The organism is uncultured Amnibacterium sp. (assembly GCF_964245895.1).
Taxonomy (GTDB): Bacteria; Actinomycetota; Actinomycetes; order Actinomycetales; family Microbacteriaceae; genus Amnibacterium.
Genome location: NZ_CAXTOQ010000104.1, coordinates 1 through 12,672 on the forward strand (window position 1 = coordinate 1; position 12,672 = coordinate 12,672).

Genomic DNA, 12,672 nt, shown 5'->3' on the forward strand with positions numbered 1-12,672 from the left:
CTTGAGGCCGGTGCGGCGAGGGTGGGTGTCCTCGAACTCGAGCAGCCGGATGTCCGCGTGGGTCAGCATGCCGAAAGTATGTTCGACCCCTCCGACATCGATACCGGGCGCGTCGCGGTCCCATCTGCCCACCCCGCGTTCGGGGGCGGAGGCGGCGGCGCGCGGCCCGCCGCCGGCGCCCGCGCGGGCACGAGCCGTCACCATGCCCGGATGACCTGGATGGGACGGCCCGCGCGAGCAGCGCTCGCGATCGTCGTCCTCCTGGCCGTCGCGGGCGCCGGCCTCCTCGTCGCTCCGCCCGCCCGCGCCGCCTCCGGCCGGGTGCTCCTGACCGTCACCGATCCGCTGTCGACCGATCCGGTCCGGCTGCAGGTCGCGGCGACCGATGTCGACGGCTGGGCCGCCGCGTTCACCGGCACCGTCACGCTGTCGGTCGGGAAGACCTCGGTCGGCGTGCCGGTGAGCAGCCCGATCGGGCAGACCGAGGTGGCCGTGCCGACGACGACGCTGAAGGGCGGGCCGGTCAAGGCGACCGTCGTGCTGCGGGTGTCCGGGAAGACGGTCAGGACGACCGTCGCCGGGCTGCTGGACCTGCCCGCCTCCGTCGTCCTCCGCGGCTTCGGCTGCGGCGTGGTGACGCCCGCGCAGCCCCGCCTGGTCTGGCAGGTCGCGACGCTGAACGGGCGACCGATCGCCTTCCCCGGCTGGACGCAGGCGGCGAGCACCTACCCCGCCTACATCCACACCGTGCGCCCGGCGACGATCGCCGACTCGCAGGGTCGGCCGCTCTCGACGAAGGGCTCGGTGGTGATCACGCAGGGCACGACGACCGTCGCCACGATCGCGATGAAGCCCGCCGTCCGCCGGCTGCTGTTCTCCACCGCGTGGTCGGGTCGCGTCAAGGGCGCGTTCGCCCCCGGCGCGTACACGGCGACGATCACGCTCACGGATCCGTACGGTCGTAGGGCTACGGCGACCCGGTCGGTGATCGTCGCGAAGAGCGCCGTCGGGCTCTGCCTCTGACTCGCGCGGGTGCCTCGCGGTTCCTCCGTACCCTGGAGGGATGAGCGTGGTGCAGGGCGAGCGGACCGACGCGCTCACCGAGAGCGAGGTCGCGGCGATCCGCGCGGACTTCCCGATCCTGCGCGACGGACGCCTGGTCTACCTCGACTCCGGCGCGACCAGCCAGAAGCCGCTCGCGGTGCTCGACGCCGAACGCTTCTACCTGGAGCACGAGAACGCGGCCGTGCATCGCGGCGCGCACACCCTCGCCGCGGAGGCGACCGAGCGGTTCGAGGACGCCCGCGCCGCGGTCGCGGCGTTGGTCGGCGCCGACGACGACGAGCTCGTCTGGACGGAGAACGCCACCGCGGCGCTGAACCTCGTTGCCTACGCGATCGGCAACGCCTCCGCCGGCCGGGGCGGCGCGGAGGCGGACCGGTTCCGGCTGCGCGCCGGCGACGAGATCGTCGTCACCGAGCTGGAGCATCACGCGAACCTCATCCCGTGGCAGGAGCTCGCCGCGAGGACCGGGGCCGTGCTGCGCTTCGTGCCGGTGGACGACCGCGGCGGGCTGCGGCTCGAGGAGGCCGAGCGGATCATCGGCGCCAGGACCCGCGTCGTCGCGTTCAGCCATGTCTCGAACGTGCTCGGCTCCGTGAGCCCCGTCGCGCCGCTCGTCGCGCTCGCCCGGGCGGCCGGCGCGCTCGTCGTCCTCGACGCCTGCCAGTCCGTGCCGCACCTGCCCGTCGACGTGCGCGCGCTCGACGTCGACCTCGCCGCGTTCTCCGGCCACAAGATGCTCGGCCCGACCGGCATCGGCGCGCTCTACGGCCGTCGCGAGGTGCTGGACGCCCTGCCGCCGTTCCTCACCGGCGGCTCGATGATCACGACCGTGACCATGGAGCACGCGGAGTACCTCCCCGCGCCGCAGCGGTTCGAGGCCGGCACGCAGCCCGTCGCCCAGGCGATCGGGCTCGCTGCCGCCGTCCGCTACCTCGACGGGATCGGCATGGAGCGCATCGCCGCCCACGAGGCCGCGGTCGGCGCGCGGCTGGCGGAGGGGCTCGCCGCGATCGACGGAGTCCGGCTGCTCGGGCCCGCGCCGGGGGAGGCCCGGGTCGGCCTCGCGAGCTTCGGCGTCGAGGGCGTGCACGCCCACGACGTGGGCCAGTTCCTCGACGACCGCGGCATCGCGGTGCGGGTGGGGCACCACTGCGCGCAGCCGCTGCACCGCCGCCTCGGGCTGACCGCCTCCACCCGGGCGAGCGGCTACCTCTACACGACGCAGGACGAGGTCGACGCGGTGATCGACGGCGTCCGCGACGCGGTCGCGTTCTTCGGGGCCCGGTCGTGAGCACCGGGCCGGGCGGGCTCTACCAGGAGGTCATCCTCGACCTCGCGCGCCGGCCGCACGCGAAGGGGCTGGAGGAGGGGGCGGCCGCGTCCTCGCACCAGGTCAACCCGACGTGCGGCGACGAGATCACCCTGCAGCTGCACGGCGACGGCGGCCGCATCGACCGGATCCGCTGGGACGGCGACGGGTGCGCGATCTCGCAGTCGTCGGCGTCGATCCTCGCGGACCTCGCGCCGGGGCTCAGCGGCGACGAGCTGCTGGTGCGGATCGAGGCGTTCCGCACCGCGATGCGCTCCAAGGGACGGATCGAGCCCGACGAGGACCTGCTGGGCGACGCGGTCGTGCTCGGCGGCGTCTCCCGGTACACGGCCCGGGTGAAGTGCGCGATGCTCGCCTGGGTCGCGGCCGAGGACGCCCTGCGGCACCTCGGTCCCTGACGTCGCTCAGGCGGTGAGCGCGACGCCGGCGACGGCCAGGGCGATCGAGAGGACCAGCACGCCGAGGCCGTAGCCCAACGAGGCGGCGACCCGGCGCTGCTGCAGGAGCCGGACGGTCTCGACGCTCGCGGTGCTGAAGGTCGTGTACCCGCCGAGCAGCCCGGTGCCGGCGACGAGCAGCACCGCCTCCGGCAGGCCCCTGGTCGCCCAGCCGGTCAGCAGCCCGAGCAGGAACGAGCCGGACAGGTTGATCAGGGCGGTGCCCCACGGCAGGCGGCCGCCGAAGCGGTCGCGCACCAGCCCGTCGACCAGCAGGCGCAGCGCGGCGCCGACCCCTCCGGCGACGGCGAGGAGCAGGAGGAGCGGCGGCGTCACGCGCGCCGCCCCGGCAGCGCGGCGGCGGCGGCGACGCCGGCCCACGCGGCGACGGCGCCGAGCAGCACCGAGCCCACCGCGTAGCCGACGGCGACCCCGGTCGCCCCTGACCGCAGCAGCTCCGCCGCGCCGACCGCGAGCGTGCTGTAGGTGGTGAACCCGCCGCAGAAGCCGGAGCCGATCCCGAGCCGCAGCAGCCGCCGACCCCCGACGTCGGCGCCTCGCCGGACCAGCGCCTCCAGCAGCAGGCCCAGCACGAACGCGCCGGCGACGTTGATGAGCAGGATCGCGATCGGCAGCCCGCCGAGGGGCGGGATCGCGAGCGACAGCCCCTCCCGAGCGGCGGTGCCGACCGCGCCGCCGGTCGCGACGACGGCGAGCATCGAGGGCCGCAGGTGGGCTGCGCGCTCACGGGCGGAGGCGGTCACTGGGCTCCAGACGTCGACGAAGGACGGCAGGGGCCATCAGCGTCAGCGCGGTTCCGGCCGGGCGGCCGTGGCGAGCTCCATCACCGCTGCCAGGCTATCGGCGGTCCTGGCAGGATCGGCCCCGTGGCCGGGTTCGATGTCGTGGAGGCGTCCGTCGCCGATCTGCAGGAGGCGCTCGAGCGCGGCGACGTCACCGCGGAGCGGCTCGTGCACGCGTACCTCGCGCGGATCGACGCGTACGACCGCGGCGGCATCCGCCTGAACGCGGTCGTCGTCGCGAACCCGGACGCGCTGGCGGAGGCGCGCGCCAGCGACGAGCGCCGCGCGGCCGGCGCGCTGCTCGGCCCGCTCGACGGCATCGCCTACACCGCGAAGGACAGCTACCGGGTGCGCGGCCTCACCGTCGCGGCCGGCTCGCCGGCGTTCCAGCACCTCGTCGCGCAGGACGACGCCTTCGTCATCGCCCGGCTGCGGGCCGGCGGCGCGATCTGCCTCGGGCTCACGAACATGCCGCCGATGGCCAACGGCGGCATGCAGCGCGGCGTCTACGGCCGGGCGGAGAGCCCGTACAGCGCGGCGTTCCTCACCGCCGCGTTCGCCTCCGGCTCCTCCAACGGGTCCGGCACGGCGACCGCGGCGTCGTTCGCGGCCTTCGGGCTGGGGGAGGAGACGTGGTCGTCCGGCCGCGCACCGGCGACGAACAACGGCCTCGTCGCCTACACGCCGTCACGTGGCGTGATCTCGGTGCGCGGAGGGTGGCCGCTCGTGCCGACGATGGACGTCGTGGTGCCGCACACGCGGTCCGTCGCCGACCTGCTCGAGGTGCTGGACGTCGTCGTGGCGCCGGACCCCGACCCCTCCGGCGACTTCTGGCGGACGCAGCCGTGGGTGCCGATCCCGCCGGTCGAGGACCTGCGCCCCGCCTCCTACCGCGCGCTCGCGGACGGCGCCGACCTCGCCGGCGCGCGGCTCGGCGCGCCCCGGATGTACCTCGGCGCCGATCCCGGCATCGAGGTGCGGCCCTCCGTGCTGGATCGCTGGTGGATCACCCGGAAGCAGCTGGAGGCGCGCGGCGCGACCGTCGTCGAGATCGACCTGCCCGTGGTGACCGAGTACGAGCGGGGCGTGCGGGGCGGGCAGCAGGGGCTCGTCGACCGCGGCCTCGTGCCGCCGGGCTACCTCGCCCGGGAGCTGTGGGACCTGTCGATCTGGGGCTGGGACGGCTTCCTCCGCGACAACGGGGATCCCGCCCTGCACCGCCTCGCGGACGTCGACGGGCCGCGGATCTTCCCGCACCCGCAGGGCGCGCTGCCCGACCGGTACGGCGACGCGGACCTTGACCTCGCCGAGTACGTCGAACGGGCGAAGGCGGGCGTGCCCGACCTGCTGTCGATCCCGGACCTGGCGGAGGGGGTCCAGGGGCTCGAGGCCGCGAGGCGGATCGACCTGGAGGAGCAGCTGGACGCCCTCGGGCTCGACGCGATCGTGTTCCCGGCCGTCGCCGACGTCGGCCCGGCCGACGCGGACACGGATCCCGCCTCCGCGGCGCTCGCCTGGCGGAACGGGACGAGGGTGGCGAACGGCAACCTGGTGATCCGGCACCTCGGCATCCCGACGGTCACCGTGCCGATGGGGCTGATGGCCGACATCGGCATGCCGATCGGCCTGACGATCGCCGGCCGGGCGTGGGACGACACCCGCCTGCTGGCGCTCGCCGCCGCGATGGAGGCGCAGGGCGTCACCGAGCGGCACGCCCCGCCCCGCACCCCGCCCCTCTGACACTCGCCGAGGCCCGCAGCCGCCCTCCGGCGGCCCCTCCCACCCCGCACAGATCGAGGGCGTGAGCAGGACAGAACGGCTTGAGCAGGACGATACGAGCCGAATCGTCCTGCTGATGCCGTTCTGTCCTGCTGATCCGCTCGGATCGTCCTGCTCGAGCCCTCCGATCAGCCCGGCACCGACCAGCGCCTCCACGCGACCTGCGGGCAGACGGATGCCCCGGCTGTCAAGCGGCCGGGGCATCCGTTCCTCCTTCCGTTCTGTAGGTCTGGCAGACCTACAGAACGGAAGGAGAAGTCGCGATCAGTCGCGCGGCACGTCTCCGCGCCAGGCGCCGGTCGCCGGCGACGACTCGATGAACTCCTTGAAGTTCGCCAGGTCCTTCTTGACGCTGCGGTCGTCGAAGCCGAGCACGTCGCCCGCTTTCTCGACGAGCCCCTCCGGCGCCCAGTCGATCTGCACCGCGACGCGGGAGGAGGTGTCGGACAGCTTGTGGAAGGTCACGACGCCCGCGTTGGTCGTGCCGTCGGTGCTCTTCCACGCGACGCGCTCGTCCGGGTGCTGCTCGGTGATCTCGGCGTCGAACTCGCGCTCGATCCCGCCGATCTTCACCTTCCAGTGGTTGTGCGTGTCGTCGACCTGGCTGATCGACTCCACGAAGCTGAGGAACTGCGGGAAGGACTCGAACTGGGTCCACTGGTTGTACGCCTTGCCGACGGGGACGTCCACGTCGATGGTCTCGATGACCTGTGCCATGAGGGCACTCCTCTCTCCTTGCGTCTCCCTCGACCGTATGGACGTCGGCTGGACGTCCCGGGGGAGACGGCTGAAGGGGACCGGAGTCGCGCTCAGCCGGAGGGGGCGTCATCGCCCGCGCATGTCCTTCCCCGACTCGATCGCGTCGGCGGCCCGCACGAGCGCCAGGTGGGAGAGCGCCTGCGGGGTGTTGCCGGCCTGACGCCGCCCGACGACGTCGTACTCCTCGGACAGCAGGCCCACGTCGTTCGCGAGCCCCACGAGCCGGTCCATCAGCGCGAGCGCGTCCTCGTGCCGCCCGCTCGTGGCGTACTGCTCGACCAGCCAGAAGCTGCAGGCGAGGAAGGGGTACTCGCCCGGGACCAGCCCGTCGTCGCTGTGCTGCGTGCGGTAGCGCATGACCAGGCCGTCCGGCATGAGGTCCTGCTCGATGGCGGCGACGGTGCCGAGCATCCGCGGATCGGTCGCCTTGACGTAGCCGACCTGCGGCAGGATCAGCAGCGACGCGTCCACCTCCTTCGACCCGTACACCTGCACGTAGGTGTTCCGCTCCCGGTCGAAGCCCTGCTCCTCGATCTCCTCCTCGATGCGGCTGCGGAGCGTCTGCCACCGCTCGACGGGTCCGTCGAGCCCGAAGCGCTCGTGCGCCTTGATCGCCCGGTCGAACGCGGCCCAGACCATCACGCGGGAGTGCGTGAAGTACTGCTCGGCGCCGCGCATCTCCCAGATGCCGGAGTCCTTGCGCTGCCAGTTCTGCTCCGTGAACTTCATCAGCGACCGCTGCACCGGCCAGGCGTGCCTGGCGGAGGGGACGCCGCGCTCCCGCGCCTCCTGCAGCGCGACCATCACCTCGCCGATCACGTCGGCCTGGAACTGGTCGACGGCGCCGTTGCCGATGCGCACGGGGGAGGCGCCCTGGTAGCCGGGGAAGTTGGTCAGCTCGCGCTCGGGCAGGTCCCGCTCGCCACCCAGCCCGTACATGATCTGCACGTCCGCCGGGTCGCCGGCGATCGCGCGCAGCAGCCAGCCTCGCCACCCGGCGGCCTCCCGCAGGTAGCCGTGGTTGATCAGGACGGAGAGGGCGAGCGACGCGTCGCGCAGCCAGGTGAAGCGGTAGTCCCAGTTGCGCGCGCCGCCGAACTGCTCCGGGAGGCTCGTGGTCGCGGCGGCCGCGATGCCCCCCGTGTCCTCGTGCGTCAGCGCCCGCAGCACGGTCAGGGAGCGGAGCACCTGCTCGTGGTAGCGGCCCTGGTGCGCGATGCCCTTCGTCCACTCGTCCCACCACGCCTTCGTCGACCCGAGGACGGTGTCGACGTCGAGCGCCGGCGGCGCCTCGCGGTAGGAGGGGTACCAGGCGAGCACGACGTCGACCGTCTCGCCGGTCTGCACCGGGAAGGTGCCGCGGTGCGACTCGCCCTTCGCCTTCAGCCTGGGGCCGCGCACGATGACGGCGTCCGGACCTGCGGTCGCGATGATGCCCGGCCCCTCCTCGTCCGTCGCCTGACGGACCCACGGCACCGCGCGGGCGTAGTCGAACCGGATGCGCAGGTCCTGCTGCATGACCACGGAGCCGCTGACGCCCCGGACCCGCCGCACGATGTCGGCCGCGCGGTTGCCGTGCGGCATGAACTCGGTGACCTCGACCTCGCCGGTGGAGGTGGTCCACCGGGTCACGAGGATGAAGGTGTTCTCGATGTACGAGCGGGAGGCGGTCGCGCCCTCCTCCGCCGGCGCGAGCAGCCAGCGCCCGTGCGTCTCGTCGCCGAGCAGCGCGCCGAACATGCTCGCCGAGTCGTACCGCGGGAAGCAGAGCCAGTCGATGCTGCCGTCCCGGCCGATCATCGCCGCCGACTGGCAGTCGCTGATCATCGCATAGTCCTCGATCGGCAGGGGCATGGCCCGATCCTGCTCGCCTCCGCCTGCGAGAAGCAGGGTCAGGCGGTCGGGATCCTGCCGTCGTAGGTCTCGACCTCCGGGTCGCGGTGCAGGCCGCCGCTCATCGCGTACTCCTCCTCCGGCGACAGCACGAGGTTGTGCCGGCCGACGAGCGCGAACAGGACGAGACCGATCACGTAGACGACCGCGATCGCGGCGATCGCGATCAGGTAGGCCGTGATCCCGGTGAGGAAGAAGCCGATGAAGATCGCCAGCGCGATGACGCCGGCGATCACGGCACCGGGCACGCCCGTCGGGCTGGTGTACGGCCGCGCCGCGTTCGGGAACCGGCGCCGCAGCACGACGAAGGAGATCATCTGCAGCATGTACGAGAGCACCGCTCCCCAGACCGCGATGTTCAGCACGACGGCGCCCGCGACGCTGGTGGCGGGATCGCCGGTCACCTGCACGAGCACCAGGGCGAGGTAGCCGATGACGGCGCCGACGATCAGCGCCAGCCACGGTGTCTGCCGCCGGCCGGTGAGGGACAGGACCTGCGGGTAGTACCCGGCCCTGGACAGCGAGTACATGTTGCGCCCGTAGGCGTACATGATCCCCTGCAGGCTGGCCAGCAGGCCGATCAGGGCGAAGAGCGCGAGCACGCCGGCCAGCTGCGGCGGCACCATCGCGTCGAAGCCGTCGAGCAGCGGCTGCAGGGACGCCTGCGTCGCCTTCGCGCCGAGCACGCCGGTGTTCACGATGAAGATCACGACCGCGGCGATCAGCAGGGTGACGAGGCCCCAGAAGCCCGCCTTCGGGATGACCTTCTGCGGCTCGTGCGTCTCCTCCGCCGCCAGCGGCAGCTCCTCGATGCCGAGGAAGAACCACATCGCGAACGGCAGGACGAACAGGATCGGCAGCGCCCCGCTCGGCAGGAACGTCGAGTTGCCGGCGGTCGGCACGACGTCGAAGAGCTTGTCGGTCGAGAAGGAGCCGGTCGCGAAGGCGACGACGACGAACACCGCGAGGATCGCGAGCGACAGCACCGAGACGATGATCGCGAGCCGGAAGCCGACGGCGGCGCCGAGGATGTTCACCCCGAGGAAGACGAGGTACAGGATCGCCCACCACAGCGGCTGCGGGATGCTCGCGCCGGTGAACGCGACGAGCGCGCCGTCCGCGTACTGGCCGGCGAAGAACACGACGACAGCGGTGGTCATCACGTACTCGATCGTCTCCGCGAGCCCCGTGACGAATCCGCCCCACGGCCCCAGCGCCGCGCGGGCGAAGGAGTAGGCGCCGCCGGTGTGCGGCATCGCCGCGCTCATCTCGCCGATCGAGAACAGCAGGCAGAAGTACATGACGATGACGACCAGCGTGGCGATCGCCATGCCGCCGAACCCGGCGGTCTGCGTGCCGAAGTTCCAGCCCGAGAACTCGCCGGAGATCACGGCCGCGACGCCGATGCCCCAGATGCCCCAGAACCCGGCGGAGCGCTTCAGCTGCCGCTTCTCGAAGTAGCCCTCGTCGGCGGCCTTGTACGTGACGGAGGGCTTGCGAGCGGTGGACGACATGGCGCTCCTCGTGTCGGGATGGGGGGAGCGTATCGACGCGATAGGTAGGCCCGTCAACCTTTGGTGTTTCGAACGGGTAAACGCTGCGCGCCATACTGGGCCGAACGGCCTGCTCACCGACCTTTGGAGGACGCGATGGCGAAGACCGGGAACCTTCCGCTCGACGAGCTGGCCGCGGACGTCGACGCCGGCACCACCGACACCGTCATCGTCGCGTTCGCGGACATGCAGGGCCGGCTCGTCGGCAAGCGCACCTCCGCGCGGCTGTTCCTCGAGGAGATCGCGGGGCACGGCGCCGAGGCCTGCAACTACCTGCTCGCGGTCGACATGGACATGAACACGGTCGACGGCTACGCGATCTCGTCCTGGGAGCGCGGCTACGGCGACATGGTGCTGCGACCCGACCTCGACACCCTGCGGCGCACGCCTTGGCTGCCCGGCACGGCGCTCGTGATGGCGGACCTCGAGCTGGTGCCGGGGCCGGAGGAGGACCACGGCGCGCCCGTGTCGGTGTCGCCCAGGCAGATCCTCAAGCGGCAGATCGAACGGCTCGCCGCCCTCGGGCTCGAGCCCTTCGTCGGCACCGAGCTGGAGTTCATCGTCTTCGACGACACGTACCGCTCGGCCTGGGCGAAGCGCTACACGGGCCTCACGCCCGCCTCCGACTACAACATCGACTACGCGCTGCTCGCCTCCACCCGCATGGAGCCGCTGCTGCGGGACATCCGGCTCGCGATGGACGGCGCGGGGATGTACTGCGAGGGCGTCAAGGGCGAGTGCAACCTCGGCCAGCAGGAGATCGCATTCCGCTACGCGCATGCGTTGACCACCTGCGACAACCACGTCCTCTACAAGAACGGCGCGAAGGAGATCGCGGACGCGCACGGCAAGGCGCTGACGTTCATGGCCAAGTTCGACGAGCGGGAGGGGAACTCCTGCCACATCCACCTGTCGGTGCGCGGCACGGACGGGTCGGCGGCGATGGCGGACGCCTCCCGACCCAACGGGTTCTCGCCGCTGATGGAGCACTTCCTCGCCGGGCAGCTGGCGCACCTGCGCGACCTGACGCTGTTCTTCGCGCCGAACATCAACTCGTACAAGCGCTACCAGGACGGCAGCTTCGCCCCGACCGCGGTCGCCTGGGGACTCGACAACCGCACCTGTGCGCTGCGCCTCGTCGGGCGCGGGCAGTCGCTGCGGTTCGAGAACCGCGCTCCCGGTGGGGACGTCAACCCGTACCTCGCCGTCGCGTCGATGATCGCGGCCGGCATCGACGGCATCGAGCGGCAGCTGCCGCTCGAGGACCCGTTCGCCGGCAACGCCTACGGCAGCGACAAGCCCCGGCTGCCGACGACCCTCGACGAGGCGGCCGGCCTGTTCGGCGCCTCCGACTTCGTGCGGGAGGCGTTCGGCGCCGACGTCGTCGAGCACTACCTGAACACCGCGCGCGTCGAGCTGGCGGCGTTCCGCAGCGCCGTCACCGACTGGGAGCGCGTCCGGGGCTTCGAACGTGGCTGACGGCGGACGGCCGCTGATCGGCGTCACCACGTACCTCGAGCAGGCCGTGCGCGGGGAGTGGGACGAGCGGTTCGGCATGGTGCCGGAGACGTACCTCATCGCGGTCGAGCAGGGCGGCGGGATCCCGATCATGCTGCCCCCGCAGCCGTTCACGGTCGCGACGATCGAGCGGGTGCTCGATGCGATCGACGGCCTCGTCGTCTCGGGCGGCGCGGACGTCGACCCGGGGCGCTACGGCGCGGCGGCGGGCCCGCACACGGACGCGCCGCGGCACGACCGCGACGCGTGGGAGGTCGCGCTGATCCTGGCCGCGGTGGCCCGCGGCGTGCCGGTGCTCGCGATCTGCCGGGGTCTGCAGGTGCTGAACGTCGCGCTCGGCGGCTCGCTCGTGCAGCACGTGCCCGACGTGTCGGACGACCGCCACAGCGGCGTCCCGAACGGCTTCAGCCGCACCGATGTCGGGATCAGCGGCGGCACCCGGGTGCGCGAGGTCCTCGGCGCGGTCGGCGATCGGCTGACGGTGCAGTGCCACCACCACCAGGCGATCGACCGCCTCGCCGACGGCCTGGAGGTCGCCGCGCACGCCGACGACGGGCTCATCGAGGCCGTCGAGCTGCCCGGCGACCGGTTCGTCGTGGGGGTGCAGTGGCACCCCGAGCAAGACGACGCCGACCGCCGCCTCTTCGCGGCCCTGGCGAGGGCCGCCGCCGCTCTCCGTTGTGAAGGAACTTCTGCGAGGAACGAGCAGGAGTTCCTTCACAACGGAATCGGGGGGACCGCGTGACCGAGGCGTTCGCGATCGTCGACCCCTCCACCGGGGAGGCGTTCACCGAGGTCGGCATGGCCGATGCGGGGGAGGTGGACCAGGCGGTCCGCCGCGCGGTCCGCGCGCAGGAGGGCTGGGCCGCGCTCGCCCCCGTCGACCGCGCGCGCCTCCTCCGCCGGTTCGCCGCCGCGGTGGACGCGCACGCGGAGGAGCTGGCGCAGCTGGAGGTGCGGAACTCGGGGCATCCGATCGGCTCCGCCCGCTGGGAGGCCGGGCACGTCCGCGACGTGCTCGAGTACTACTCCGGCGCACCGGAACGCCTGATCGGAGCGCAGATCCCGGTCGCCGGCGGCATCGACGTGACCTTCCACGAGCCGCTCGGCGTCGTCGGCGTGATCGTGCCCTGGAACTTCCCGATGACCATCGCCGCGTGGGCCTTCGCTCCCGCGCTCGCCGCGGGCAACGCGGTCGTGCTGAAGCCCGCCGAGTGGACGCCGCTCACCGCGATCCGCGTCGCCGGCCTCGCGCTGGAGGCGGGCCTGCCCGACGGCCTGCTGCAGGTGGTGCCCGGCCGAGGCGCCGTCGCGGGGGAGGCGCTCGTGCGCCACCCGGACGTCGCGAAGGTCGTGTTCACGGGGTCGACGCGAACCGGCTCCCGCGTGATGGCGCTCGCGGCCGAGCAGGTGAAGCCGGTCACCCTCGAGCTCGGCGGCAAGAGCGCGAACGTCGTGTTCGCCGACGCGGACCTCGACGCCGCCGCGGCCGCGGCACCCGGCGCCGTCTTCGACAACGCGGGCCAGGACTGCTG

The 12,672-nt window shown here is 72.8% G+C and carries 13 protein-coding genes and 1 riboswitch; of the genes, 7 read left to right on the forward strand and 6 right to left on the reverse strand.

What is annotated here, in order from left to right; all coding sequences use genetic code 11:
• Positions 1–204, reverse strand: a 204-nt coding sequence (locus tag ACFE60_RS13270) for a hypothetical protein (protein WP_375389336.1), incomplete at its 3' end; no start/stop codon positions are given.
• A gap of 6 nt (positions 205–210) precedes the next feature.
• Here ACFE60_RS13270 and ACFE60_RS13275 point away from each other — a divergent pair.
• The 3 genes from ACFE60_RS13275 to sufU are packed head-to-tail and all read left to right on the forward strand — an operon-like array spanning position 211 to position 2,793.
• The gene (locus tag ACFE60_RS13275; protein WP_375389337.1) at positions 211–1,023 is read left to right on the forward strand and encodes a hypothetical protein; all 813 of its coding nucleotides are present in this window, start codon (positions 211–213) and stop codon (positions 1,021–1,023) included.
• A 40-nt stretch (positions 1,024–1,063) separates the two neighbouring features.
• A complete protein-coding gene (locus tag ACFE60_RS13280; RefSeq protein WP_375389338.1) occupies positions 1,064–2,356 on the forward strand; it encodes an aminotransferase class V-fold PLP-dependent enzyme in 1,293 nt (430 codons plus the stop codon).
• Positions 2,353–2,793, forward strand: a complete 441-nt coding sequence (gene sufU, locus ACFE60_RS13285) for a Fe-S cluster assembly sulfur transfer protein SufU (protein ID WP_375389339.1) — start codon at positions 2,353–2,355, stop codon at positions 2,791–2,793. The genes ACFE60_RS13280 and sufU overlap by 4 nt, the downstream gene beginning before the upstream one ends.
• 6 nt (positions 2,794–2,799) lie before the next feature.
• On the opposite strand, the gene ACFE60_RS13290 is transcribed toward sufU, so the two are convergent.
• A complete protein-coding gene (locus tag ACFE60_RS13290; RefSeq protein WP_375389340.1) occupies positions 2,800–3,168 on the reverse strand; it encodes a fluoride efflux transporter FluC in 369 nt (122 codons plus the stop codon).
• Positions 3,165–3,596 carry a fluoride efflux transporter FluC gene (locus ACFE60_RS13295; RefSeq protein ID WP_375389341.1) on the reverse strand — a complete coding sequence of 144 codons (432 nt, stop codon included), beginning with the start codon at positions 3,594–3,596 and terminating at the stop codon, positions 3,165–3,167. The genes ACFE60_RS13290 and ACFE60_RS13295 overlap by 4 nt, the downstream gene beginning before the upstream one ends.
• A gap of 20 nt (positions 3,597–3,616) precedes the next feature.
• Positions 3,617–3,690, reverse strand: a riboswitch (Fluoride riboswitch).
• Positions 3,691–3,719: 29 nt separating this feature from the next.
• On the opposite strand from ACFE60_RS13295, the gene ACFE60_RS13300 reads away from it, so the two are divergent.
• On the forward strand, positions 3,720–5,375 hold the full coding sequence (locus ACFE60_RS13300) for an amidase (protein WP_375389342.1): 1,656 nt from the start codon (positions 3,720–3,722) through the stop codon (positions 5,373–5,375).
• Between the two features lie 303 nt (positions 5,376–5,678).
• On the opposite strand, the gene ACFE60_RS13305 is transcribed toward ACFE60_RS13300, so the two are convergent.
• The 3 genes from ACFE60_RS13305 to ACFE60_RS13315 all read right to left on the reverse strand — a co-directional run bounded on the left by ACFE60_RS13305 (position 5,679) and on the right by ACFE60_RS13315 (position 9,580).
• The gene (locus tag ACFE60_RS13305; RefSeq protein WP_375389343.1) at positions 5,679–6,131 is read right to left on the reverse strand and encodes an SRPBCC family protein; all 453 of its coding nucleotides are present in this window, start codon (positions 6,129–6,131) and stop codon (positions 5,679–5,681) included.
• Between the two features lie 108 nt (positions 6,132–6,239).
• Complete coding sequence (locus ACFE60_RS13310; RefSeq protein WP_375389344.1) at positions 6,240–8,027, reverse strand: glycoside hydrolase family 15 protein; 1,788 nt, start codon at positions 8,025–8,027, stop codon at positions 6,240–6,242.
• 38 nt (positions 8,028–8,065) lie between these two features.
• On the reverse strand, positions 8,066–9,580 hold the full coding sequence (locus ACFE60_RS13315; RefSeq protein WP_375389345.1) for an amino acid permease: 1,515 nt from the start codon (positions 9,578–9,580) through the stop codon (positions 8,066–8,068).
• A 135-nt stretch (positions 9,581–9,715) separates the two neighbouring features.
• Here ACFE60_RS13315 and ACFE60_RS13320 point away from each other — a divergent pair, with 135 nt between their 5' ends.
• The 3 genes from ACFE60_RS13320 to ACFE60_RS13330 form a co-directional block, all read left to right on the forward strand.
• Complete coding sequence (locus ACFE60_RS13320; protein WP_375389346.1) at positions 9,716–11,098, forward strand: glutamine synthetase family protein; 1,383 nt, start codon at positions 9,716–9,718, stop codon at positions 11,096–11,098.
• Positions 11,091–11,882: a gamma-glutamyl-gamma-aminobutyrate hydrolase family protein gene (locus tag ACFE60_RS13325; RefSeq protein WP_375389347.1), complete on the forward strand. Its 792-nt coding sequence runs from the start codon at positions 11,091–11,093 to the stop codon at positions 11,880–11,882. Before ACFE60_RS13320 ends, ACFE60_RS13325 begins: the two co-directional genes overlap by 8 nt.
• Positions 11,883–11,938: 56 nt before the next feature.
• Positions 11,939–12,672 (forward strand): aldehyde dehydrogenase family protein (locus ACFE60_RS13330; protein ID WP_375389348.1); only part of this gene is annotated, 734 nt, incomplete at its 3' end.

Coding starts and splice junctions, on each gene's coding strand:
- ACFE60_RS13275 (WP_375389337.1), top strand. CDS start 211: ATGACCTGGATGGGACGGCCCGCGCGAGCAGCGCTCGCGATCGTCGTC.
- ACFE60_RS13280 (WP_375389338.1), top strand. CDS start 1,064: ATGAGCGTGGTGCAGGGCGAGCGGACCGACGCGCTCACCGAGAGCGAG.
- ACFE60_RS13305 (WP_375389343.1), bottom strand. CDS start 6,131: ATGGCACAGGTCATCGAGACCATCGACGTGGACGTCCCCGTCGGCAAG.
- ACFE60_RS13310 (WP_375389344.1), bottom strand. CDS start 8,027: ATGCCCCTGCCGATCGAGGACTATGCGATGATCAGCGACTGCCAGTCG.
- ACFE60_RS13315 (WP_375389345.1), bottom strand. CDS start 9,580: ATGTCGTCCACCGCTCGCAAGCCCTCCGTCACGTACAAGGCCGCCGAC.
- ACFE60_RS13320 (WP_375389346.1), top strand. CDS start 9,716: ATGGCGAAGACCGGGAACCTTCCGCTCGACGAGCTGGCCGCGGACGTC.